Source organism: Myroides sp. LoEW2-1, from assembly GCF_009767705.1.
Taxonomy (GTDB): Bacteria; Bacteroidota; Bacteroidia; order Flavobacteriales; family Flavobacteriaceae; genus Flavobacterium; species Flavobacterium album_A.
In genome coordinates this window covers 1-24,568 of record NZ_WSPP01000107.1, presented here as the reverse complement: position 1 = coordinate 24,568, position 24,568 = coordinate 1, and the positions used below count along the sequence as shown (strand labels likewise).

The 24,568-nt window shown below is 34.5% G+C and carries 23 protein-coding genes; 13 read left to right on the top strand and 10 right to left on the bottom strand.

Going from position 1 to position 24,568, the window contains the following annotated elements; translation table 11 throughout:
• The first annotated feature begins 72 nt into the window (after window positions 1-72).
• A complete protein-coding gene (locus tag GOQ24_RS07165; RefSeq protein ID WP_160339394.1) occupies window positions 73-1,026 on the top strand; it encodes a bifunctional riboflavin kinase/FAD synthetase in 954 nt (317 codons plus the stop codon).
• Entirely contained in the window at window positions 998-2,320 is a 1,323-nt protein-coding gene (locus GOQ24_RS07160) for an HTTM domain-containing protein (protein ID WP_160339393.1), read from the top strand. The genes GOQ24_RS07165 and GOQ24_RS07160 overlap by 29 nt, the downstream gene beginning before the upstream one ends.
• Before the next feature lie 24 nt (window positions 2,321-2,344).
• Here the strand turns inward: GOQ24_RS07160 and GOQ24_RS07155 are convergent, their stop codons facing one another.
• The 6 genes from GOQ24_RS07155 to GOQ24_RS07130 all read right to left on the bottom strand — a co-directional run bounded on the left by GOQ24_RS07155 (window position 2,345) and on the right by GOQ24_RS07130 (window position 7,328).
• Window positions 2,345-3,121: a UDP-2,3-diacylglucosamine diphosphatase gene (locus GOQ24_RS07155; RefSeq protein WP_160339395.1), complete on the bottom strand. Its 777-nt coding sequence runs from the start codon at window positions 3,119-3,121 to the stop codon at window positions 2,345-2,347.
• 9 nt (window positions 3,122-3,130) lie between these two features.
• Window positions 3,131-3,583: a 6-pyruvoyl trahydropterin synthase family protein gene (locus tag GOQ24_RS07150; RefSeq protein WP_155090786.1), complete on the bottom strand. Its 453-nt coding sequence runs from the start codon at window positions 3,581-3,583 to the stop codon at window positions 3,131-3,133.
• An 80-nt stretch (window positions 3,584-3,663) separates the two neighbouring features.
• Window positions 3,664-4,473 carry a hypothetical protein gene (locus tag GOQ24_RS07145; RefSeq protein WP_155090787.1) on the bottom strand — a complete coding sequence of 270 codons (810 nt, stop codon included), beginning with the start codon at window positions 4,471-4,473 and terminating at the stop codon, window positions 3,664-3,666.
• A gap of 14 nt (window positions 4,474-4,487) precedes the next feature.
• Window positions 4,488-5,318: a hypothetical protein gene (locus GOQ24_RS07140; protein ID WP_155090788.1), complete on the bottom strand. Its 831-nt coding sequence runs from the start codon at window positions 5,316-5,318 to the stop codon at window positions 4,488-4,490.
• A gap of 526 nt (window positions 5,319-5,844) precedes the next feature.
• Complete coding sequence (locus GOQ24_RS07135) at window positions 5,845-6,612, bottom strand: enoyl-CoA hydratase/isomerase family protein (protein ID WP_155090789.1); 768 nt, start codon at window positions 6,610-6,612, stop codon at window positions 5,845-5,847.
• Window positions 6,613-6,977: 365 nt separating this feature from the next.
• Window positions 6,978-7,328: a hypothetical protein gene (locus GOQ24_RS07130; RefSeq protein WP_155090790.1), complete on the bottom strand. Its 351-nt coding sequence runs from the start codon at window positions 7,326-7,328 to the stop codon at window positions 6,978-6,980.
• A gap of 81 nt (window positions 7,329-7,409) precedes the next feature.
• Here GOQ24_RS07130 and GOQ24_RS07125 point away from each other — a divergent pair, with 81 nt between their 5' ends.
• The gene (locus tag GOQ24_RS07125) at window positions 7,410-7,898 is read left to right on the top strand and encodes a GNAT family N-acetyltransferase (protein WP_155090791.1); all 489 of its coding nucleotides are present in this window, start codon (window positions 7,410-7,412) and stop codon (window positions 7,896-7,898) included.
• A gap of 33 nt (window positions 7,899-7,931) precedes the next feature.
• Here GOQ24_RS07125 and GOQ24_RS07120 read toward each other — a convergent pair whose 3' ends face one another.
• Window positions 7,932-9,155: an MFS transporter gene (locus GOQ24_RS07120; RefSeq protein ID WP_155090792.1), complete on the bottom strand. Its 1,224-nt coding sequence runs from the start codon at window positions 9,153-9,155 to the stop codon at window positions 7,932-7,934.
• A gap of 44 nt (window positions 9,156-9,199) precedes the next feature.
• A complete protein-coding gene (locus tag GOQ24_RS07115; RefSeq protein ID WP_155090793.1) occupies window positions 9,200-9,808 on the bottom strand; it encodes a thymidine kinase in 609 nt (202 codons plus the stop codon).
• Window positions 9,809-9,909: 101 nt separating this feature from the next.
• Between GOQ24_RS07115 and GOQ24_RS07110 the strand changes: the two genes are divergently transcribed.
• The 5 genes from GOQ24_RS07110 to GOQ24_RS07090 all read left to right on the top strand — a co-directional run bounded on the left by GOQ24_RS07110 (window position 9,910) and on the right by GOQ24_RS07090 (window position 15,147).
• Window positions 9,910-11,187: a hypothetical protein gene (locus tag GOQ24_RS07110; protein ID WP_155090794.1), complete on the top strand. Its 1,278-nt coding sequence runs from the start codon at window positions 9,910-9,912 to the stop codon at window positions 11,185-11,187.
• 1 nt (window position 11,188) lies between these two features.
• On the top strand, window positions 11,189-11,863 hold the full coding sequence (rsmI, locus tag GOQ24_RS07105) for a 16S rRNA (cytidine(1402)-2'-O)-methyltransferase (protein WP_155090795.1): 675 nt from the start codon (window positions 11,189-11,191) through the stop codon (window positions 11,861-11,863).
• A gap of 98 nt (window positions 11,864-11,961) precedes the next feature.
• Window positions 11,962-12,384, top strand: coding sequence for an OsmC family protein (locus GOQ24_RS07100; RefSeq protein WP_155090796.1), 423 nt, complete (start codon window positions 11,962-11,964; stop codon window positions 12,382-12,384).
• A gap of 3 nt (window positions 12,385-12,387) precedes the next feature.
• Window positions 12,388-14,088, top strand: a complete 1,701-nt coding sequence (recJ, locus tag GOQ24_RS07095; protein WP_155090797.1) for a single-stranded-DNA-specific exonuclease RecJ — start codon at window positions 12,388-12,390, stop codon at window positions 14,086-14,088.
• 69 nt (window positions 14,089-14,157) lie between these two features.
• A complete protein-coding gene (locus GOQ24_RS07090) occupies window positions 14,158-15,147 on the top strand; it encodes an aspartate-semialdehyde dehydrogenase (protein ID WP_155090798.1) in 990 nt (329 codons plus the stop codon).
• Window positions 15,148-15,186: 39 nt separating this feature from the next.
• On the opposite strand, the gene GOQ24_RS07085 is transcribed toward GOQ24_RS07090, so the two are convergent.
• Window positions 15,187-17,241: an ATP-binding protein gene (locus tag GOQ24_RS07085; RefSeq protein WP_155090799.1), complete on the bottom strand. Its 2,055-nt coding sequence runs from the start codon at window positions 17,239-17,241 to the stop codon at window positions 15,187-15,189.
• A 240-nt stretch (window positions 17,242-17,481) separates the two neighbouring features.
• Here GOQ24_RS07085 and GOQ24_RS16635 point away from each other — a divergent pair, with 240 nt between their 5' ends.
• Window positions 17,482-17,712, top strand: a complete 231-nt coding sequence (locus tag GOQ24_RS16635) for a hypothetical protein (RefSeq protein WP_243731256.1) — start codon at window positions 17,482-17,484, stop codon at window positions 17,710-17,712.
• A gap of 27 nt (window positions 17,713-17,739) precedes the next feature.
• Window positions 17,740-18,141: a hypothetical protein gene (locus GOQ24_RS16630; RefSeq protein WP_243731255.1), complete on the top strand. Its 402-nt coding sequence runs from the start codon at window positions 17,740-17,742 to the stop codon at window positions 18,139-18,141.
• Between the two features lie 40 nt (window positions 18,142-18,181).
• On the opposite strand, the gene acnA is transcribed toward GOQ24_RS16630, so the two are convergent.
• Window positions 18,182-20,911, bottom strand: coding sequence for an aconitate hydratase AcnA (gene acnA, locus GOQ24_RS07075; protein WP_155090801.1), 2,730 nt, complete (start codon window positions 20,909-20,911; stop codon window positions 18,182-18,184).
• 179 nt (window positions 20,912-21,090) lie between these two features.
• Between acnA and GOQ24_RS07070 the strand changes: the two genes are divergently transcribed.
• The 3 genes from GOQ24_RS07070 to GOQ24_RS07060 are packed head-to-tail and all read left to right on the top strand — an operon-like array spanning window position 21,091 to window position 23,762.
• Window positions 21,091-22,509, top strand: coding sequence for an MBL fold metallo-hydrolase (locus GOQ24_RS07070; RefSeq protein ID WP_160339392.1), 1,419 nt, complete (start codon window positions 21,091-21,093; stop codon window positions 22,507-22,509).
• Between the two features lie 57 nt (window positions 22,510-22,566).
• Window positions 22,567-23,418 carry a prephenate dehydrogenase gene (locus GOQ24_RS07065; RefSeq protein ID WP_155090803.1) on the top strand — a complete coding sequence of 284 codons (852 nt, stop codon included), beginning with the start codon at window positions 22,567-22,569 and terminating at the stop codon, window positions 23,416-23,418.
• Window positions 23,419-23,474: 56 nt separating this feature from the next.
• Window positions 23,475-23,762 (top strand): Dabb family protein, encoded by a 288-nt coding sequence (locus GOQ24_RS07060; RefSeq protein ID WP_155090804.1) that lies wholly within the window; start codon window positions 23,475-23,477, stop codon window positions 23,760-23,762.
• Window positions 23,763-24,568 lie beyond the last annotated feature (806 nt).

Genomic DNA, 24,568 nt, shown 5'->3' with positions numbered 1-24,568 from the left:
TATTTTTACATTTCTTTACGAGCTATTAGGCGCGCTCAAAAGTAAACATCTAATCTAAAATTTTAAATTAAAGTGAGAACATTTTCTTCGATAAACGAGTTTCATGCAGAAAAGAAAGTTGTAGCAACATTGGGAACATTTGACGGTGTACACAAAGGTCATCAGAAGATTATTCACCGATTAGTTGAAGCGGCGAAGAAGGATAATGGAGAAAGTTTAGTTCTAACATTCTTTCCACATCCTCGTATGGTTTTGAAACAAGACAATAGCATTAGGTTGTTGAATACGTTAGAGGAGAAAAAGCTATTATTAGAAGGTTTAGGTTTAGACAATTTAGTAGTTCAGAAGTTTGATTACGAATTTTCACAATTAACTGCAGAGGAGTTCGTAGAGCAAGTATTGGTAAATAAGTTTAATATTTCTAAGATAATTATTGGATACGACCATCGTTTTGGCAAGAATAGAACTGCAGATATTAACGATTTAAAGCTATTCGGTGAGAAATATGGTTTCGAGGTCGAAGAAATATCAGCAGAAGAAATAGATCACGTTTCTGTTAGTTCTACTAAGATTCGCCATGCATTAGAGATTGGTGATATGGCAATGGCTAACGAGTTCTTAGATTACGAGTATTTCTTTTCTGGAGTCGTTGTTCACGGTAAGAAGTTAGGGAGAAAATTAGGTTTTCCGACGGCTAATATTGAGATTGACGAGGATTATAAACTGATACCTCAGAATGGAGTTTATGTAGTGGAATCTGAAATAAATGGTGAACGCGTAAAGGGGATGATGAGTGTAGGTGTGAACCCAACCTTTGAAGGACACCCTTATACGATAGAAGTAAATTACCTAGATTGGGATGGAGATTTATATGATAAAATTTTAAAAGTTCGTATCTTAGACAGAATAAGAGATGAATTAAAGTTTAACAATCTAGACGAGTTAATTGCTAAGTTACACAACGATGAACAGGTAACTCGTGAATTTTTTGAGAAGTATGTGGAAAAAAGCACTTCAACCAATTGATAACTCCCCACTAGTTATATTTAGAATTTTCTTTGGATTTTTATTTGCATGTGAGTCTTTTGGTGCTATAGCTACTGGATGGGTGCGTACAAATTTAGTTGATGTCCAGATGACTTTCTCCCATATTTATATGGATTTTTTACAGGTCTTAGTTGGTCCTCAAATGTATGTTTATTTTGCATTGATGGGATTTGTATCTATTGCTGTTATGTTAGGGTGGCGCTACCGCTTGAATATTGTACTATTGACAATTTTATGGGCTGGTGCTTATTTTATTCAGAAGACTTCGTATAACAATCACTATTATATGTTGTTGCTGATTTGTTTTTATATGTGCTTTTTACCAGCACATCAATATGCCTCTATGGATGTAAAAGCAGGTCGGGTTGATAAAAAGTTATATATGCCGCGTTACTTTTCGTGGTTTTTTATCTTTCAGGTAACTATTTTATATGTTTTTGGTACAGTTGCAAAGTTTTATCCCGATTGGCTTGATGGAACTTTTACTCGTTTAATGTACCAAAGTGCTAATATTCCGGAAGTATTTAAGGAAGTGTTTACTCAGAAGTGGTTTTACATTACGATTGCTTATTTGGGTATTATTTTCGATGGATTAATTGTTCCGATGTTGTTGTGGAAGAAGACACGTACATTAGGAGTTATAGCAGCTTTGACTTTTCACCTTTTTAACTCTGCAACTTTACATATTGGAATTTTTCCATATTTTGCTTTGAGTTTTTCGGTGTTTTTTTATGAACCAGAACAAGTACGTCGTTTGTTTTTCAAGAAGAAACCTGTTTTTGAAGTGACTGATGATTTGACTAGTTACGGTACACAGAACTTTTTAAGCAAAGGGCAATTGTATGTTTTAAGTGCGTTTATGGTTGTGCAAGTTTTATTGCCTTTGAGAATACACTTTATAAAGGGAGATACACTTTGGACAGATGAAGGTCATCGTCTAAGTTGGCGAATGATGTTGCGTTCTCGTGTAGGTTATACTGATTTTATTGTAGAGAATAAAGATACGAAAACAAGAAGTTATTATCCATTAGCAGAAGTTTTATCTACTAAGCAAGCGGCGCGTTTAACTTCACCTGATATGATATGGCAAATGGCTCAGGTAATCAAAAAAGAATATGCTGCTAAGGGAGAAGATGTAGCTGTATACGCAGATAGTTTTGTCTCTATAAATGGACGTCCTTATAGTAGATTTGTTGATAATACGGTTGATTTAGGTAATGTAGGATGGAATTATTTCACACACTGTCCTTGGATCTTAGAGAAACCATTTTAATAAAACAAAAAGCCTTGATTACAATCAAGGCTTTTTGTTTTCTATTTCTTTCTTATATTCTACTAATTCTAGATTACTATTAAAAACGGCATACGTAAAGTAATTAATCCAATCTCCTAAATTGACATATTTAGAATTTGGGTTTAAATCCAATACCATAGGTAAATGCCTATGACCAAATACGAAGTAGTCGTAGTGTTGCGTTTCTAATTTGCGCTTGGCATAAAGAATTAACCATTCCTTATCTTCCCCTAAATAGGTGATATCTTCCTCTCCTGAGATAAGTTTATTCTTTACTGATAAGTACGAACCTAATCTCACGCCAATATCTGGATGTAACCATCTAAATAGCCATTTTGAGAATTTATTGGTAAATACTTTTTTCATTCTCTTGTAACCAAGATCTCCAGGTCCTAAGCCATCTCCATGACCAATAAAGAACTTTTTGCCATTGATATTAAATATTTTTGGCTCGTGAAATACAGGAATACCCAATTCTTTTTGGAAGTAATCATCCATCCATAGGTCGTGATTACCGACAAAGAAGTAAACGGGTACACCACGATCCTTTATTTCAGCAAGTTTTCCGAGAATTCGAACAAACCCTTTTGGTACAACTGTCTTATACTCAAACCAAAAGTCAAAGAGATCACCGAGTATAATTAATGCTCCCATATCGTGTTCTTTATCGCGAAGCCACTGCAAAAATAGTTGTTCACGAGGAATACTTTTTTCACGAGTCGGTGCTCCAAAGTGTTGATCGGATGCAAAATATACTTTCTTATTTGTTTGAATATTTATTTCCAAATTCTAAAGATTATCTGATTGGTGCCATTCAGCATAAGAAGATTCTGTTTCCTGAAGTCTTAATGAATATAGTTCAATTCCATCAGGAAGTCGGTCTTTTATTTTATTAGCAAAATCGATGACCATGTTTTCACTTGTAGGTTGATACTCTACCAGAATAACATGGTGTCCACGTTGTTCTAATTCCTTAGCAAGTTCAATGTGTGGAGTGTTTTTATTAAAAACAGTTGCATGGTCAAAATTGTCAACTATTTCTTCCTTCACTATTTTTTTTAGATCTCCAAAATCTATAACCATTCCATATTTTACATTATTTGTATCCTCAATAGGGCTACCAATAACAGTTACTGCTAATTTGTAACTATGTCCATGAACATTTTTACACTTGCCATCATATCCAAATAAGGCATGTCCAGTTTCAAATGTAAATTGTTTTGTAATTCTAATCTTAGGCATAACTAAAAATTTTGACAAAGGTAAGGAAAAAAAAGCCCTTACATTCATATATAACCCTGCCTTTTTACGGACTATTACTCTTAGAAGATGCGGTATTTTAATTGAAAGGAAACTTTAGGCCACCATTTGATACGATTAAGCCACTTTTCAGCTTCTTCATCATATTCGACATTTTCATCAAGTTCAAACGCTACTTTGCTCCCTCCTTGTTTGATTGTATAATCACCTTGGTACATCATACCAAGTTCAAAAGTGAAACCCAATCTACTTTTAGATATCGCTCTTCCTATTCCAAATCCTAAATAGGGTTTAATTACATTACCAACAGTGGCTTGTGCATCGATATTCCCATTATTGATGTCTATAACATTCCCTTGAAAATCTAAAGTAGGCCATTCTTCACCTTCTAGTGGATTAGCTCTTTCACCATCTTTATCAATCAAGTAACCGTGTAAGTCCACTTTGTTATTTCCCATGTATAAGCCGCCTGATACAAAAAACAACCCTCCTTTTACTGGGTAAAAGTCAACTAAAGCATGTCCATGAAACATATTTAGTTTTCCTTTCATTGTCAGATCAGGTCTGTAGCCAAAAGTTTTGCTTAATTCATTTCGTGGGTCATCGGGAGTACCATCATAGTATTTAGAGTTATACTTGAAAAAATTGATACCAGCTCTTAATTGAAGATTAGGTGTTAAGGGTGAACTCGCTTCTGCTGTAATCCCCATACTTGTTATTCCAATACCAACTGATAATTCACTAAAAGCAATGTCTGAGTAGTGTTTTGCAACTGGTTCTGGTTGGAAAGTAAAACCATCAGCAGATTGAGCATTAACAGAAAGTATACTTAGGAGAATACAAACCAATAGGTATAGTGCATTAGTTTTCATAAATTAAATGATTATTAAAAAATACGATAATTGATTTTCAGTTCAGCTTTTGGCCACCACCTGAGCCATTCGTTATATTTTTGTGTATCCTCTACTCTTGCGTCAGCCTCCTTACCTGTAGTTACTTTTTGTCCATTTTGTTTTAAAGTATAGTCGCCTTGATATAGCATACCGACTTCGAGCTTGATGCCTATTCTTCGCATACTGACAGATCTTCCTACTCCTATACCTAAGTATGGTTTTACGACATTTCCTAAACGCATTTCTGCATCTAATCGCCCTTTATTTAAGTCTAAGATATTTCCATCATATTCTAAAGTGGGCCATTCGTGCCCTACGAGTATATCTGCTGGATTTCCTTTGTCATCGATGAAGCCACCTTTGACGGAAACGGTATTTCTACCGAAGTAAAAACCTCCAGAGATGAAAAACACTCCTTCTTTATTGGGATAGAAGTCTACTAATGCGTGGGCGTGAAATAGCTTGATTCGGCCTTCGACTTCCAATCTTGGCGAGTATCCAAAGGAATTGAGAAAATATCCTTGGGGATCTTCTATGTTTAGTTTCTGTGCGCTTGAGTTGTAATTTAGATAGTTGAGCCCTGCGCGTATCTTCAAATGTGGTGCTAATGGTGTAGCAGCTTCTATAGTTAATCCTAAAGTCGAGATACCAGCAGAAATATTTAAGTGGTCTAAGAATCTCGTGGCTAAGTGGGCATCACCAGATTTATCCACTAGGTGTCCAACCAAATCTTGTGGAGGGATGGTGTTGTTATCAGTAGATGCTTTGAGATTGTAAGACCCCAAAACGAAACTTAACAAGATTAAAGTAAGTAATCTTTTCATAGCAATTATAGTACCTTTATTTTTAGATTGTTAAAATTATATAAAAAATAGGAGGTAGGCTATTATATTTTTTTGGATTTTTAATTGTTTTACATAAAACACTGTGTTGTACAAAGGGGCTTTCAGTGTAATTAGTTTCTGTATGTAGTAGTGTTAATGACGTAGAACTCTTACATGTATGTGTGACTATTGATAGTATTTGATTTGAGCTGTTCGTTTGGTGCTTGTCGTTTGATGGTGAAGTGATAGACTTAGAATGGTACTTTATAGCCGATCATTCTCCTTTAAATACCTTGGATTGGTTTGTAATGTTTTTTTATAGTGTTTTTTTTACAGCAAGGTTTTGATTACGAGTATTTTATGAATGGCTCACAATTTGGAATTGTAAGACAAAGTTTCTTTAGCTTAGATTAAATAGGAAGAACTTGAAAAGGAATAATAGGATAATTGGTATATAATAAAAAGCGAAAAAGCATATAAGATAACTTATATGCTTTTTCGCTTATGCTATATTCAATAACTATTATTATTTCTTTTTAAATTGATTAAGTGCATTGATTGTAAACTCAGATAGAACCAGTCTACCCGAAACTTCAGCTCTTTGATGGAGAAGTTCACTCCAATGCTCTGTTCCTTCCCAGAATATTTTCTTCATCGCGATGAGAGCCTGTGGGTTGTACTCACTAACACGCTTAGCAAAATCACCAAGTTCTAAGTCCATACGGGTATCATCTTCATATAATTCTGCATATAGCCCATGAGTTTTTGCCCATGTGGCAGTTTTCCACTCATGTGCCGCGAGTGACATTTCTGTGAATGCAGTCTTTCCAATCTTTCTTGATACAGCTGGTTCGATGACGAACGGACCTATACCGATGGCTAATTCTGATAACTTGATAGCCGCTTTATCCGTTGCATAACAATAGTCGCAAGCAGCAGCTAATCCTACACCACCGCCTACAGTCTTGCCGTGAATACGTCCAATAAATATTTGTGGACTTCGGCGCATAGCATCTATTACTGAGGCAAACCCTGAAAAGAATTTCTTCCCAGTCACTTGGTCTTTGATGGATAATAATTCATCAAATGATGCTCCTGCACAGAAAGCACCTGTGCCTGCACTTTTTAGGATAACTACTGTAATTGCTTTGTTTTTGCTTAGCTCTTCTATCTTGTCTGTAAGTTCTCTTAGCTGATAACTTGGAAAAGAATTGCTGGCAGGATTATAGAAAGTTAGGGTTGCTATTTTGTCTTGTATTTCTGAGGTAATAAAGGGCTTATTTGATTTTTCCATAGTTTAATTGATTGTTTTCTCAAATGTAGGAAAATAATTAGATTTTTCATTTTTACTAATAGAATAGAAATTGAATGAAAAAGTGATGTTTATGCCTTAAGTTTTATAACTTAAACTACTTATATTGGCGTAACTTTGATTTGATTAATTGTATTTGGATGAGGGAGGTATATTGTTTTGGTGAGAATTGGATGGTAATGTCCCATCTTATTTTATTGTACTTCAATATACTTTTGTTTTTAATGTATCGTTTAATATATTGAGGTTCGACAGCAAGAATTGTCAGCTATGAGTTGTAAGAATAAGTCTTGAATAGGTAAAAAAAAATAGCTATAAAAAGCTATTAGAAAAAAGAATAAAGAACTCTATGCAATTGGAGGAGGATCGATTGCTGTTATATATGGTGTCGAATGGATGCGATGTTTGAAAAAGAAAGGGGCAAATAAGTAATGTATGGTTGATCCCTTAATTTCTGGAATAACTATATTATTAATAAAAAAAGTTTCACAAATAATGTTAGTTAATTTTTCTGAAGTAGGCTCATTGTCTGAGTTTACTTTACTACTACTAATATTATAAACATAGAGGCTGGCAGTAGGACAATAGGTGAGTTTTTTACTACAACTATTTTCTACAGCAAAGTTTATCTTTTCAGCACCAAAAAGTGCGAAGACTAAACATAGTAACCACGCTATATATTTATTGTATTTGTTCATAGAGTGACAAATATATTTAAATAAATGAAAGAGAATATTAAACAATCACATTACAATTAAACTTTAACAGTAGTTAACGGTATGAAAGAAGATGATTTTCAATTTACAGTAATGGAACAAGAAGAAGCTGAAGAAATAGCTTTTAATTGGAAGTATCCTGGTATTTTGAGCTTTTATGATATGACAAAAGACGAAGAAGAATTAGAAGATTTCTTAGATCCACAAATACGTGGACAAAATACTTTTACAGTTAGAAAGCCAGGATTAACTGAGATTTTAGCCTTTTTCAATTATGATCTCATCGATAATAATACAGCAGAATATTGGTTTGGTCTTAACCCTCTTTATATGGGAAAGGGATATGGAAAGGAATTAATTGACTATATAGAATGGGCATTTATCACTAAAAAAGCAGTGTGTAAGTTTGTGTTAGCTATAGCTAAATTGAATCAAATGGGGATAAAAGTTTTTGAAAAAGCGGGTTATGAGGTAGTAGGACATTTTTACAATAAGACCAATGGAGGTGAATATGACTTCTTAAAACTCGAAAAGAGAGTTGGAAAATGTTAATTTACATATCACCGTGTTCCATTGTTATATTGATTATCCTATCATTTTTTTGACAGAGTAATTTAAACCTATTGATGCAATAACGATTAGGATGGCAGTACTCACCCATAAGGTTTCATAACCAAGGTGAGAGGCAATCTTTGTAGAAAGAATGGGAGATACTATAAATCCAACTGCAAAAGTCAACCCATTTACCCCCATATAAGCCCCTTTGTTATTTGCTCCTGCTCTCATAGCTGTTACAGTTGACGTAAAAGGCATTGCGAGCATTTCTGAAACACATAACACAGATATAGATAAATATATTGTAAAAATACTGTGATCAAAAGCTAATAGTAAAAAGGATAATGCACTGATTAGAACCCCATAGTAAATGGTCTTTCGTATGGTAAGATATTTTTCTGCAAGGTGAACAAGTAACATTTCCGTTAGAAAGATTAACAGACCACTATAACCAAGTACCAAACCAATTTGTGATTCATTTAGCCCTCCTACTTTTTCATAGTATAAAGGCATTGTACTGAATAACTGTAGAAAAGCAATAGAATATAGTGTACAGAATACACTATAAATAATGAACATTTTGTCTTTATAAGGAGATTTGTTATTATCGCCTACTAACTCTGTTCTATCCTCTAAAATACCCTCTTCGTTGTATTTTTCTTTATTTGTTTTTCTACCTCTAAAAAAGTTTATAAAAACGATTGCTGCAATGAAAGCTGCAGCTGCATTAATATTGAATAATAAACTATAGGAAATTGCCGCTAGTAATCCTCCCATTGCTGGGCCAATTGAGAAACCGAGATTTACAGCCATTCTGTTTAAAGAGAAAGCTCGTGTGATATTCTGTGGTTTAGCATACATTGTAATGGCAACGGAGTTTGCAGGGCGAAACATTTCACTTACTGTACTCTGAAGTAAAATCATGAGGGCTAAACTAGTAACTGTTGTAAAGTGTGGAAGTAGAATAAATACAGGAATACTTCCTAATAAACTAAGATATTGTACTTTGTAGTTTCCGATTTTGTCAGTAATCCATCCACCTAATGTTGAACCTATAATTGACCCTACACCGTAGCACGCTAAAACATATCCTGTTTGTTCTTCAGTAAACAGGAGTTTTTTGGTCATGTAAACACCTAAAAAGGGGAATACCATAGAGCCAGCTCGGTTAATTAACATCACGATAGCTAGCATCCACGATGCAGACGATAGTCCACTATACGAATCTACGTAGATCTTATATATTTTTTTCATAAAGCTTTTTAGGTGGTGGTTATTCGAGTGTCAAATCAATAGAATTACTTCTTTGATAGATTCTTTATTCTTTCGGCTTCTTTCATAGCGTTGTAATAAGCAGCTCTACTCAATGGTTCATATTCTTGCGTTTCACCAAGCATGACTAAATCTTCACTTGCCGCTTTTCTAAAACTATAATTTGCCAAGTTACCAGTTCTCGTACAAATGGCATGAACTTTTGTTACATATTCAGCAGTAGCCATAAGTGCAGGCATTGGTCCAAAAGGCTTCCCTTTAAAGTCCATATCTAAACCTGCAACAATTACTCGGACGCCTGAATTTGCCAAATCATTACAGACATTTACAATTTCATCGTCGAAAAACTGTGCTTCGTCAATACCTACAACGTCGCAACTATCACCTAACAAACGGATATGTGCAGCCGAAGGGACAGGTGTTGACCTTATCTCATTAGCATCATGTGATACAACAAATTCTTCATCGTAGCGCGTATCAATGGCAGGCTTAAAAATTTCAACTTTCTGTTTGGCAAATTGAGCTCTTTTGAGTCTACGAATTAATTCTTCGGTTTTACCAGAGAACATAGAACCGCAAATTACTTCTATCCAACCAAATTGTTCTTTGTGATTAACAGGATTTTCGAGAAACATTTTGTAAATTTCAGGCTGAAATCAGCGTTTATTTTTGTTATTTTGTAAAGTACAAATTTATCAAAAAAAGCTCGGGAAATTACTAATCCAAATTAAAAGTTATGAAGAAAGTCTTAGAAGGAGAATTACTCAGTATTGCTCATCGCATTTTACAGATGAAAGATAAGGATGTAACTAATCTCTTAACTGAAGCTAAGAATTTATATGAAAAGCTATTAATCTTGCAGTTCTATCAAGATTGCCATGATAAAGGTTTAGAAGGAAATACTACAAATGAAACATTTGAAGCTGATTTAACCGCATATTATGCCAACAAGTCTTTTGATCAAAAAGATGAGAGTGATCGCCATCAAATGCCTATTGACTTGGTAGAAGAAGATTACCCAATCGTAATAGAGTCTGAGAAAGAAGGTTATTTGTCTAATGCGGATGAAGTGATTTCTGATATTGTACAAAAGATAGCTCCTGAGATTCTTCACGATGATATTCCTACAACTTTTCCGATAGAGTACTCTACTGATCTATCTATGGGACCTGCAATAGTCGAATCGGAGAATGAAGATAAAGCCGAACTTCATCGTTTTTTGGATGAGCAAGAGGAGACTTTAGATGAAGTTGTCAGTAGTGATGTAACTGTAGATCAACCACAATTGGTTGTAAATAAAGAAGAAGTTGCAAACACTAAGACTGAAGATAACAATACTATTATTACAGGTGATGACTTAAAGGTGGAAGAAGATGTAGTACAAGTAATCAGTACTAAAGATGAAATTCATCATTTAATTCATTCTCAAGTCGAGATAGATAAGGCTCAAGTCGAGGTTGATTTGCCAAAAGTGGTGAAAGAAGAAGCTATTGTTGCAGATCGAATAGTTCCTGTTGATGATTCGATTTCTCCTTTGAAGAGAGAAGAGGATCCTTTCTCTGGTTTTAATTTTATGGATTTAGACTTTAAGAGAGTTGATGATACTTCTTTAAAGGCAGAAGAAGCTATTACACAAGTAAATGATGAAGATAGTTCATTAACGACCGAATCTGAGAAAGAAGAAGCAAAAGAGGACCAAAGTCAAAATACGTTATTTAACCTTGAGTCGATGTCTGTTAAAGAGCCGCGTATTTCAAAATCAAAGTCAATCAATGACATCTATAACTCGTCTATATCTGTAGGATTAAATGATAGGATTGCATTTGAGAAACATTTGTTTGGAGGTAGTGCAGAAGATTTCAACCGAGTACTTTCACAGTTGAATACAGTTAGTAATTTTGATGAAGCAATGAGCTTGATTGAACATTTAGTGAAACCTGAATACAATAACTGGGAAGGAAAAGAAGAGTATGAAGAGCGCTTTGTCGCAATTGTAGAGAAACGATTTATATAGTATGAGTAAATTATATTTGGTACCAACACCAATTGGGAATCTTGATGATATGACGTTTCGTGCCATTAAAGTTTTGCAAGAAGTAGATTATATTTTAGCAGAAGATACCCGTAATAGTGGAAAACTTTTAAAGCATTTTGAGATTACAACTCCTATGTTTAGTCATCATATGCACAACGAGCATAAGACAGTAGAGGGATTGGTTAAAAGAATGCAGTCTGGAGAAATATTTGCGTTGATCTCTGATGCAGGTACTCCTGCTATTTCAGATCCGGGGTTTTTATTAACCAGAGCATGTATTGAAGCGGGAGTTGAAGTGGAGTGCTTACCTGGAGCAACTGCATTTGTTCCAGCATTAGTGAATAGTGGTTTGCCAAATGACAAATTTGTTTTTGAGGGTTTTTTACCTGATAAGAAAGGAAGACAGACACGTTATCTAATTTTAGCAGAAGAAGATCGTACTATGATTATCTATGTTTCACCACATAAGCTTAATAAGACGTTAGCTGAGTTTAAGGAATATTTTGGAGAAGACCGTTTAATCTCAGTCTCTCGCGAATTGTCTAAGCTACATGAAGAAACGGTTAGAGGAACAGTTGTCGAGGTATTAAATCATTTTGAAGCCAAACCAGCTAAAGGAGAAATAGTAGTGATTGTTTCTGGTAAAAAGAAATAATAACTGAATTAAAATATGTTAAGGTCAATGTCTGATGTTACAAGTAGCATCAGACATTGGCTTTTTTTTGATACATTTGATAAAAACGATAATAAATTATGTCACATAAAGTAACAACAACGTGGATTGAGAATATGCAATTCGAATCTACAAACCCAAGTGGAGATACTATTCGAATTGATGCCGGACCTGAGAATGGTGGAGATAATAAAGGGCTTAGACCCAAAGCATTAATGTTATCTGCTTTAGCAGGCTGTAGTGGGTTAGATATAGCACATTTAATCAAGAAAATGCGTTTGGAAGTAGATGAGTTTAAAATGGAAACAGAGGGGAAGTTAACTGATAGTGATCCATCAACTTATCATACTGTTGTATTAGATTATCACTTTTACGGAAGTAAACTTGATGAAGCAAAATTAAAAAGAGCCGTTGACATGTCAATTGAGAAATATTGTGGCGTAATGAATATGTTTAAAGAATTTGCTAAAGTAGAAACGAATATTCATTATCATAATAAATAGTAAATGCGTTGGAAGCTTAAAACGGATGTTATCGCCGAAGCAGTTGTGCATTTACAAGAAGTATTAAAAGTTGATAAAATTATAGCTCAGTTACTCGTTCAAAGAGGTATCAGTACTTATAACGAAGCAAAAGACTTTTTTCGCCCTTCTTTAGACGCTTTACACGATCCATTTTTGATGAAAGATATGGACAAATCAATTGTGCGTATTAAGGAAGCAGTTCAAAATAATGAGAAGATTTTAATCTATGGTGATTATGATGTAGATGGAACAACTTCGGTTGCAATGTTAGCTTCTTTTTTTAAAGGTTTTTATCCTAATGTCGATACATATATCCCTGATAGATATAGTGAAGGGTATGGTGTTTCTTATCAGGGAATTGATTATGCTTCTCAAAATGATGTAAAACTAATTATTTCAATAGACTGTGGAATAAAATCTGTTGATGAAATTGCTTATGCTCAGGAGTTAGATATTGATTTTATTGTCTGTGATCATCATTTGCCTGGAGAAATTTTGCCTCAAGCTAAGGCGGTATTGGATCCCAAACGCTCTGATTGTAATTATCCATTTAAAGAGCTATGTGGTTGTGGTGTTGGTTTTAAGTTGATCCAAGCTTATAGTATCAGTCAACAAAGAGATATAAAAGGTTTAGTTCAGTATTTAGACTTGGTTGCAACTGCAATAGTAGCAGATGTCGTCCCGATGACTGGAGAGAATAGAATAATGGCTTATTATGGTTTAGAGGTTATTAATAAAACGCCGAGACCAGGTTTGCGCGCATTGCTATCTTCTTATGATCAATCCTCCTTTACAATTAGCGATATTGTCTTCAAGATTGCACCGAAGATTAATGCTGCAGGTAGATTAGAGCATGGAAAGTTTGCGGTAGAATTATTGTCAACTTCTGATTATACTGAAGCTATTAAGCTTGCAAAGTATATCATGGATATTAATAGTGAGCGCAAACACATAGATCAACAGATTACAGAACAAGCTTTGCAAATGATTGTCGATAATAAAGAGGTTTTTAATAAATCGACAGTAATTTATAATCCGACATGGCACAAAGGAGTTATTGGAATTGTGGCATCGCGATTAATAGAGACCTACTATAGACCAACCATTGTATTTACTGAAAGTGGAGAGTATTTAGCAGCTTCGGCTCGCTCTGTCAAGAATTTTGACGTTTATGAAGCAATCAAAGAGTGTTCGGAGTATTTAATTCAGTTTGGAGGTCACAAGTATGCTGCTGGCTTGACATTGTATAAGGAAAATTACACTGCCTTTAAAGAGAAATTTGAAGAAGTAGTCTCTCGCACTTTAGATGAAAGAGATATGATTCCTGAATTGGTCATCGATGCGGAAGTTGATTTTTCTGATCTCACGCCAAAGGTAATTCGCATTTTAAGACAGTTCGAACCCTTTGGCCCAGATAATGAAATGCCTTTGTTTATTTCAAATAATATTTATGATACGGGAGGGAAGCGTTTAATTGGAAAGAATAAAGAGCATATGTACCTTTATGTTAAGCAAAGGGGAAATGAAGAACAATCTTTTCCTGTGGTTGCTTTTCGTTTTGGTAAGTACTTTGAAGAACTCAACAATAGGCGTTTTTTTAACTTCGTTTATAGTATCGAAGATAGTGAGTGGAAGGGAAAAGTTAAGACTCAGCTTGTTATGAAAGATATGCAACTAGTTTAATTTAGTGAAATGCTTTTAAAATACGGATGAAACTGTATAAATTTGTGAAAATCAATTAAACATATAAAAATGAAAATAGCTGTAGTAGGGGCTACCGGAATGGTAGGAGAGATTATGCTAAAAGTTTTAGCAGAGCGCAATTTTCCTGTAACGGAATTAATACCAGTAGCATCAGAGAAATCTGTTGGAAAGGAAGTTGAGTTCAAAGGGAAAAAGTTTGTAATTAAGTCTATGGAAGATGCAATTGCTATGAAGCCTGAAATAGCTATATTTTCTGCTGGTGGTACTACATCTTTAGAATGGGCACCTAAGTTTGCTGAAAACGGAACGACTGTAATAGACAATTCCTCTGCTTGGAGAATGGACCCTACAAAGAAACTTATTGTACCAGAGATTAATGCAGATGTTTTAACGAAAGAAGATAAGATCATTGCTAATCCAAATTGTTCGACTATTCAACTTGTAATGGCTTTAGCGCCACTACATAAAAAATATGCAATTAAGCGCGTTGTAGTGTCTACCTATCAGTCAATTACTGGAACAGGAGTTAAAGCTGTTAAACAGTTAGAGAATGAGTATAAGGATATTAAAGGAGAAATGGCTTATAATTATCCAATTCACAGAAATGCGATTCCTCATTGTGATGTTTTCGAAGATAACGGCTACACGAAAGAGGAAATGAAGTTAGTAAAAGAGACTAAGAAAATACTAAGAGATGATACAGTTCTTGTAACAGCTACAGCGGTTAGAATCCCTGTGGTTGGAGGACATAGTGAATCTGTAAATATTCAGTTCGAGAATAGTTTTGATTTAGCTGAGGTTCGCCGAATATTGCATGAAACACCAGGAATCATTGTTCAAGATAACACAGATACAAATACGTATCCAATGCCTTTGTATGCAGAGGGAAAAGACGAGGTGTTTGTGGGGCGAATTAGACGAGATGAAACTCAAGATAACACGCTTAATATGTGGATAGTTGCTGATAATTTAAGAAAAGGTGCTGCTACTAATACAGTTCAGATTGCTGAGTACCTTGTTCAAAATAAAATAGTATAGTGTTTATAGAAAAAGGAGCTAATTCATAAGCTCCTTTTTCTATTGATATATATCCAAATCTAATAAGATAGTAACTCCTTCATTCGGCTTACTGGTAATCTTCAGATTGGCACCTAACTCTTTAGCTCTTTCTTTCATATTTTTTAAGCCTGTACCTTTACTTAAGATTCTATTATCTTTTGAATTAAACCCAATGCCATTGTCCTTTATGATTAATTGGAATCGGCCATCCCTTAGTTTTATGGTAGAAACTATTACTTCTGTTGCTTTCGAATGCTTATTTATGTTTTGAAATACTTCTTGAAGTATTCGATAGACGTTTAACTTCTGTTCACTATTGAGTCTATCCCAATTAATACTTGCGTCTGGATTGTAGTGAAATTGACTGTTAAAAGCATTTTGCTGATTTGAAATTAAGTCTTCAATGAGTTGATCAAAAGGATTTTGATCCGACAATTTTTCCTGACTTAAAATAGTTGATATTGTTCTTATTTCTTCTTCTGCTACATGTAATTCATTTATCAAAAGCTTTCTTTGTTCTTCATTTGAGTTTCCATCTAACTGCATTAGATGGAATCTGGTGGTGAATATTCTATTAATAATGCCATCGTGTAGTTCCTTTGCTATTCTTTTTCTTTCTTCAAACTTTGCATTATCTGAGAGGTCTTTTTGTTCTAATATTAATTTGTAAATCTTCTCATCAGCTAATTGACTTCTATGTTGATACCTTAAGCTTTTGTTTTTGATATACAGTATGAGCATGATAATTGTTCCAATAAAAACAATTAATATCAAGCTACTGATGAGAATGATATTTTTTTTATCAGCTATTAACTGTTGATTTTGCAGTGACAATTGTTCTGCTTCAAATTCAATTCGCGCAAATTTGTTCTTGCTTTGTCGTTCAATCTTAAATAATTTATCATTTAGTTCAAGAAACTTACTGATGTGTTCTTGTGCATTTGTGGTATCGTATTTCGACATAAAGGCCAAGGCTTCTTTCGCAATCTGATATCGTTTTTCATAGTTTGCCCTATCATAAGCTTTCTTACAATATTCGAGAGCTTTAGGTAGATTATTTTGATGAATATAGTACTTAGCTTTTACTAAGTAAGTGCTTGGAAGTCCTCCACTATAAGTACCTTTACTGTTGTATTTTGTTTCAAGAGCTACAATTTCGTCTATATAATCTAATAAGTTTTCAAACTCGCCCAAATCTATTTTAGCCTTGATGAGGTTCGTTAATAAGATGCTGTATAGGCGTGATTCTTTGGGAATATTAGGATATTCATAAAGTCCTTTTAAAGCGTACTTTTTGGCTTTCTGTAAATCTCCTTCATAGTAGTATAAGTGAGAAAGATTGTTGTTTATATGTGAAGTATAATGTTCTGCTTCTTGTTGTGTAATTGCGTTACTGTCTTTTAATTCATTGACAATTGTCTTTGTAATGGCGAAGTACTTTTTAGCTTCAGAGTAATCAAAGAGTTCGATTAAGTTAATGGCTAAAAGGTGATTTGCTTTGTAAAGTATGGTTTTATCTTTAGTGTTTTTTAGCAAGCGCAATCCTTTGAGTATTTCCTTTTCACTTTCCGTATATATACCGTGCTCGAATACTATCTGAGCTTTTGCAATTGAAATTCTACCTAATTCAATGCTGTCCTGTAATTGATTGTAACTTTGTTCTGCTTTGACAAGAAATTGATAAGTACTATCTAACTGATTTTCGAAATAGTGTTTTTGAGCCTTTAGTTTAAAAACTTGTCCTTGTATTTCAAAGTCGCTTTTATTCTCGGAATATAATATTAACTGATTACTTAGTGAATCAAAGGCAGTTAGACTTTGAAAATTATCAAGGTTTCTTACCTTTTTGAGTAATTCTAAGGAGTAATTTCTGTTTTCTTCGTTATTTCTTAGCCGTAAGGCCTTGTGAAGGAGGCTATCCATCTCTTGATTGGCAAGACTGTCATTAGATTTTTTTTGAGGTAATTGTTCTACTGACTGTTGATGTGTGATGCTGTTTGCTTCTCTTTTGCAGTTAATGAAAAGAGCTATAATTAATATGTAGGTTATACCTTGTATGTAGGAGAATCTCATTATAGTTGTTAAAGGGACTTTGTTGCTTTATAAAAATAATTAAATTTTTTCATAGAAAGATAAAAAGCTTGAAGTGTCTTTGTTGTTTTTAATATGTTAAAAACGAGTTGTTTATGCCTTGTTTTGCTAATTTAGGTGTTAACAGAGATATGTTTATGGGGTCAATAAAGTTAATTAAATGCTTAATTTTATAAATTGTTATGTTTTATTTATCTTTATAGTGAATTAAAAATTGTCATAATGTATAATATCTTCTTAGTCGATGATCACCCCTTAATTGTGGAGGGCTATATTCTTGCCTTATGTAAGGAAGGAAGCCCATTTGTATCATCTAAATTTACTAAAGCTTTCGATTGTTTGTCAGCAAAATCTATGATAGATACTGCTGTAGAAAAAGGAGAAAGCTTTGATATTGCAATTGTAGACTTCTCAGTTCCAGGTAATGTTGACTTTAAGTGGAATGATGGGTGAGATATTATTCTTTATCTTAATAAGGTAATGCCAAGCTGTAAAACAGTGATGATTACAGGGCATACTGAAGTAATTACCATTTACGAGATTGTCAAGAATATTCGACCTAATGGTTTGGCAAGTAAGCATGAAATTTCACCAGGAAGTTTAATAGACATTGTTCAAGATGTTTTAAAAGGTGAACGTTATCAAAGTGATATTGTTAAACATTGTTTGAGTGAGATTGTGCGAAAAGAGATGATGTATGATGATTATAATCGATCAATTTTAGTTCTTTTGTCAAAGGGATATAAGTTACAAGAATTGGAAAATCACATTCCATTGTCTAATCCTACTATTAAAAAGCGATTGGCAAAAATGAAGCAAGTATTCGAAGTTGCTGATACGCAAACATTGATTCAGAAAGCAATTAAATTGGGATTTGTATAAAAAAAGGCTCTTTCATATTGAAAGAGCCTTTTGCTTTGTATTACTTTTTGAGATAATCTCTCAAAACGTATTGTAGAATACCATCATTTCGGTAATACTCAATTTCTATTAGTGAATCGAATCGAGCTTTTACTTGGAATTGAATTGATTTTCCATTCTCTAATGTAGCTGTGACATCTATTATTTTGTGTGGTTTGATATCATCTTCTAATCCTGTTATAGTGAACGTTTCTTTACCAGTTAATCCCAATGTTTCTGCATTTTGATTTTCTAAAAACTGCAACGGTACTATTCCCATACCGATTAGATTACTTCTGTGAATACGCTCAAAGCTTTCTGCAATAACAGCTTTTACTCCTAATAAGTAAGTTCCTTTTGCTGCCCAATCTCTTGATGAACCACTTCCGTATTCTTTTCCAGCAATGACAATTAGAGGAGTGTTATCTTCTTTGTACTTCATTGCCGTATCAAAAACAGTCAGAGATTCATTAGTTGGTAAATAGGTACTGTACCCACCTTCTCTTTGAGCAATTTTGTTCTTAATGCGAACGTTTGCAAAAGTTCCTCTCATCATGACTTCGTGATTTCCACGACGCGAGCCATAAGAGTTAAAGTCTTTAGGTGAAACTCCCTGACTTAGCAAGTATTTACCTGCTGCTGACTCTTCGTTAAAGGCTCCTGCAGGAGAGATGTGGTCAGTAGTCACTGAGTCACCAAGGTAAAGTAATACTTTGGCTTTGTGAATATCGCTAATAGGCTTTAATTCTGAAGGAAGGTTTTCAAAGAATGGAGCTTGTCTAATATAAGTGGAGTCTTTGTCCCAATCAAATTTTTGTCCTGTCGGAGCTTGTAGTTCTTGCCAATCTTTTTCCCCGTCAAAAATGACACTATATACTTGATCAAAATCTTCGCGTTTTAGCGATTGATTAATTACCTCTCTAATTTCTTCATGTGTTGGCCAAATATCTTTTAAGTAAACAGGTTCTCCATTAGGATCATAATCTAAAGGCTCATTGATTAAATCAATATCAACTCGTCCCACTAATGCATAAGCAACTACAAGCATTGGTGACATTAAGAAATTCATCTTCACTTGAGGGTGAACTCTGGCTTCGAAGTTTCTGTTTCCTGATAACACAGATGCAACAATAAGGTCTCCTTTTTTGACTGCTTCAGCAACAGGTAATGGCAAAGGTCCACTGTTACCTATACAAGAAGTACACCCATAACCCACAGTGTGGAATCTCAGTGCTTCTAAGTCTTCCAATAATCCAGAGCGTTGAAGGTATTGGGTCACCACTTTTGATCCTGGCGCCAAACTTGTTTTTACCCAAGATTTGGTTCTTAGCCCTCTTTGTATGGCTTTACGCGCTACAAGACCTGCCCCAATCATTACTTCTGGATTTGATGTATTCGTACAACTCGTGATAGCTGCTATAACGATACTTCCATCACTGAGAACATATTCTTTGTTTTTTTGTTTGATGCGTACAGAGCGAAGGCTGTCTTGTACTACTTCAACTTGCTGGTTACTTTCTTTTCTTTCTTCATATTGAAATTCTGTACCTGATCCTCCTTCAGATAACCAAGCGTGTTCTCTTCTCTCTTTTGTCGTTACATAAGTACGTTTATATTCATCTTGTAATAGAGTAGAGAATGATTTGCCTAAGTCTTTTGCCAATATTTTATCTTGAGGACGTTTCGGGCCTGATACCGTTGGCTCCAGTGTATTTAGATCTAATTCTAAGACAGTAGTGTATTCAATGTTTTCTTTTCCTGTTCTCCAAAGCATATTGTTTTTACAATATTCTTCTACTAATTGTACTTGTTTTTCTTCTCTGTTGGTTGCGCGCATATAGTCAAGCGTACGATCATCAATTGGGAAATAGGTTACAGTACATCCAAACTCTGGAGACATATTTGAAATAGTAGCTCTATCCGTTACAGAAAGATTGTCTAGTCCATCGCCAAATACCTCTACGAATTTTCCTACAACGCCATGTTGACGCAATAACTTTGTAATGGATAACACCATATCTGTTGCAGTTGCTCCTTGTGGTATTTTTCCTGTTAGTTTTAACCCAATAACTTCTGGACAAGTAAAGTAGATAGGTTGTCCTAACATTGCTGCTTCAGCCTCTATACCTCCAACTCCCCAGGCAATCACACCAATACCGTTAACCATCGGAGTATGTGAATCAGTACCTACTAATGTGTCAGGGAAGGCCCATCCATCGCGCTCGATGATTCCTTTTGCTAAGTATTCTAAGTTCACTTGGTGACAAATACCCATACCTGGAGGTACTACAGTAAAGTTGTTTAGTTCTTTTTGAGCCCACTTTAGCAATTCATATCGCTCTGAATTGCGTTCGTACTCTTTTTCAACGTTATTTTGGTAGGCGTAGTCAGTTCCGTAATAATCTACTTGTACAGAGTGGTCTATAACTAAATCAACGGGTATCGCTGGGTTGATTTTGTTTCCGTCCTTACCTTGTCTGATGAACTCATCTCTTAACGATGCAATATCTACTACTGCAGGAACCCCTGTAAAGTCTTGCATTAAAACTCTCGCAGGTTTAAAGGGAATGTCTTTATCTGTCCCCTTAGGATCCCAGTTTATTAATGTGTCTAAATGTTCGTCTGTAATCACATATCCATCGTGATTACGCAAAACATTCTCTAATAGAATACGAATAGAGAAAGGCAATCTGTGAATGTTGTGGCCTTTTTCTTGTAATTCTTGAAGTGATGCGAATTTATACTTTGTCATAATTGTTAGTTTATGCGTTAAATTATGAAATATTATTCTCTTTCTCTCATTTTTAACGATATTTCACAGTGTATTTGGATTTTTTACAAAACGGGATTCTAAAATAATTTGTTGACTGATATATGTCATATTTATTTAACAATTACTGTGATAATTTTACTTGTGTAAATTTTGATTATATGAAAATAGAACAGATATATACTGGTTGTATTGCACACGCTGCATATTATTTAGAAAGTGAAGGAGAAGCGGCAATTTTTGATCCATTGAGAGATGTTCAACCATATATTGATAGAGCAGATGCAGACGGAGCTAAGATTAAATTTGTTTTTGAGACACATTTTCATGCAGATTTTGTTAGTGGTCATTTAGATTTAGTGAAGAAAACAGGAGCTAAAATTGTCTTTGGACCTACTGCACAGCCTGGGTATGATGCTATTGTTGCTGAGGATAATCAAGTATTTGAGATTGGAAAAATAAAAGTGCAGGTTTTACATACTCCAGGTCATACTATGGAGAGTAGTACGTATCTGGTTTATGATGAAAAAGGAGAGAAACACGCAATTATTACGGGGGATACACTGTTCATTGGCGATGTGGGAAGACCTGATTTAGTACAGTTAGTAAAATCTGAGATTACTGAGGAAATATTGGCTCGACATTTATTTCAGTCATTGCGCACCAAAATTATGCCTTTACCAGATAATTTAATTGTCTATCCTAATCACGGTGCGGGTTCTGCATGTGGGAAAAACATGAGTAAGGAGACGACTGATACATTGGGCAATCAAAAGAAAACGAATTATGCTTTGCGTGCTGATATGACAGAAGATGAGTTTGTCAAAGAATTATTAACGGGCTTAGCTACTCCGCCACAATATTTCCCAAATAATGTCTTGATGAATATTCAGGGTTATGAAAATTTGGATAACCTTTTAGATCGCGCCAATAAACCAATCAAATTAGAGGAGTTTAAAGGCCTATTGAACGACAAAGAAATATTAGTTCTCGATACAAGAGATGCTCAGACTTTCTCGGAAGGATTTATTCCAAATAGTTTGAATATAGGATTGAAAGGGCCATTTGCTGTCTGGGTAGGAGAGATGATCAAAGATATCAAACAAAAAATTGTACTCATCACAGAGAAAGGAAGTGAGGAGGAAAGTATGATTCGTTTGTCACGTGTAGGATACGACAATACAATTGGTTATTTAGAAGGTGGTTTTGATACGTGGAAGTCTGCTAATTTGCCTGTTGAAAAAATTAAGCGCATAGAAGCGAAGGAATTAGACGCACTAAAAGAAAAGAGTAAAGCTGTTTTATTTGATGTTAGGAAAATCAATGAGTATAATGCCGAACATCTTGAAAACTCTATAAACCTTCCTTTGAATCAACTGGAAGATAGAGTAAGTGAAGTTTCAAAGCAGGATTTGTTGATTGTCTATTGTGCAGGAGGATACAGAAGTATGATAGCAGCTTCATTGTTGTATAAGTACGGAATAAAAAATATTGTTGATGTAGTAGGTGGGTTTAATGTTATTCGAAATGAATCTTTATTGCCAAAAACAAAATTTGTTTGCCCTTCATCAATGTTGTAATTAAACTATTGATTGGTATAAACTTATTTATATAAGTTTGTGGGATAAAAAGAAAGTATGGCAAAAGTAATTGGATTAGTTGGTGTTGGATTGATTGGGGGATCCATGGTTTTAGATTTAAAGGAAAAAGGATTTGCATCTAAAATTATTGGTAGTGATTTATCAGATACTAACTTAAAAAAGGCATTAGAATTAAAGATTATTGACGAAGCAGTCGACTTAGATAATTTAATTTCACGTTCTGATATTATTGTATTAGCAACTCCTGTAAATGCAACAGTTGAATTGGTTCCTTATGTCCTGGATAGGATTTCAGAGGACAAGTTTGTGTTAGATGTTGGTTCGACAAAATCAATGTTGTCTGATGCGGTGGCCAATCATGCCAATCGCGGTAATTTTGTAGCAACACATCCAATGTCTGGAACTGAGTTTAGCGGACCTGAGGCAGCATTTAAGGGATTGTTTAAAGATAGAGTCGCAATTATCTGCGATCCAGAGAAATCAAATCCTAAAGCATTAAATGTAATTTCAGAGATGTATTATCATTTGGATATGCGTTTGATACTAATGGATGCTCATTCTCATGATGAACATGTGGGATATGTATCTCATTTGTCGCATGCTATCTCCTATGCACTTGCTGTAGCGGTGTTGGATAAAGAGAAAGATGACACGGCAATATTTAATCTTGCCGCAGGGGGATTTGCTTCTACCGTTCGACTTGCAAAGAGTTCCGTAGATATGTGGCTACCTATATTTGAACAGAATGCGGATCATATATTACCTATTTTAGATATTTATTTGGATAAGTTGAGTTCGTTTAGAAATTATTTAGAACAACGTGATACCGAACAACTGGGCAAGTTTATTAAAGAGGCCAATCGAATTAAAGATAAGCTAAAGAAGTAGAATATCGAAAAGGAGTTTTTATCTTTAGTACACGTAATTTTAAAAATGATATCATCATGGTGACACATATTGTAATGTGGAAATTGAAAGCAGAGAATAAGGAAGCTAATAAACTTGAGATGAGAGAACAGTTATTAGCACTTAAAGATAAGATAGTTCAGTTGAACGAAATTAGAGTAGAGTTTAATCTACCAGAAGCAGATGCAGGCAATTGCGATGTAATGCTTTTTACGAAGTTTGAAAACTTTGAAGATTTGGATATTTATGCGAAACATCCTGAACATTTGAAGGTTGTTTCTTTTATAAAATCTGTTGTAGAACAACGTGTAGCTATCGATTACTAACTAGGGTTGTTATAAAGTTATATTTAAGGTTAGTTATTATTACTTTGCTATAGAGTAACTGCTGTAGTAGAGAAAAAGTTAAAGTTAGTTATAAAGTAATCGATTTTTACTTTGGGTGGTTTCGTTTAGAGGCCACCCTTTTTTTGTGGATAAAAGTGATTGTATGTTTTGTTAGAAAGGGATAGTGTTATGCCTTGTTATGAAGAATATATCACAAGGCTATTGTCTGATAGTTGAGAGCTCCCAAGTGCTAAAGCTAACCAGGCCTATTTGTTTAGTATAGCATTTTATTATTGTTCAAATGGTAGGTTTAGAGGTCTATGGTGATTTCCACTTAAAAGAACTCTAAAGAAAGACTGCATCTATGATATCATTAAAGAGCATTAGTGGATACTTCGGTTTATAGCTATAAAACGATCAGTGCTTTATTGGTTGGTAAGGGAGAGGAGTTTTAATGCTGATAAAGGAAGGTAGTTTACGGTTGCAAACAAACGAACTTACTAAGGCAGAAGCAAAGGTACTTATGCTATCTCGAATATACGTTTGGTCAGTGCCCCATAGTTGAGGTATGGTTTTCAAAATCAGATCGATGTAAGGCACTTGTTTCAAAGTAAATTACATACAGTATAAATGGCAAAGTTACCATAGGATAGGGAGTTAAATAAGCCTTTCCCTTAAGGCTTATTTGTAAACTATGAAAGGAATGTATGCACCCGAGCAAGTACATCTTGTGAGATATAATTATTCTTCTACAACGTTTGAGTTTAATGTTTTATAGTTATGAGGATATAAATCTGTAATGTTCT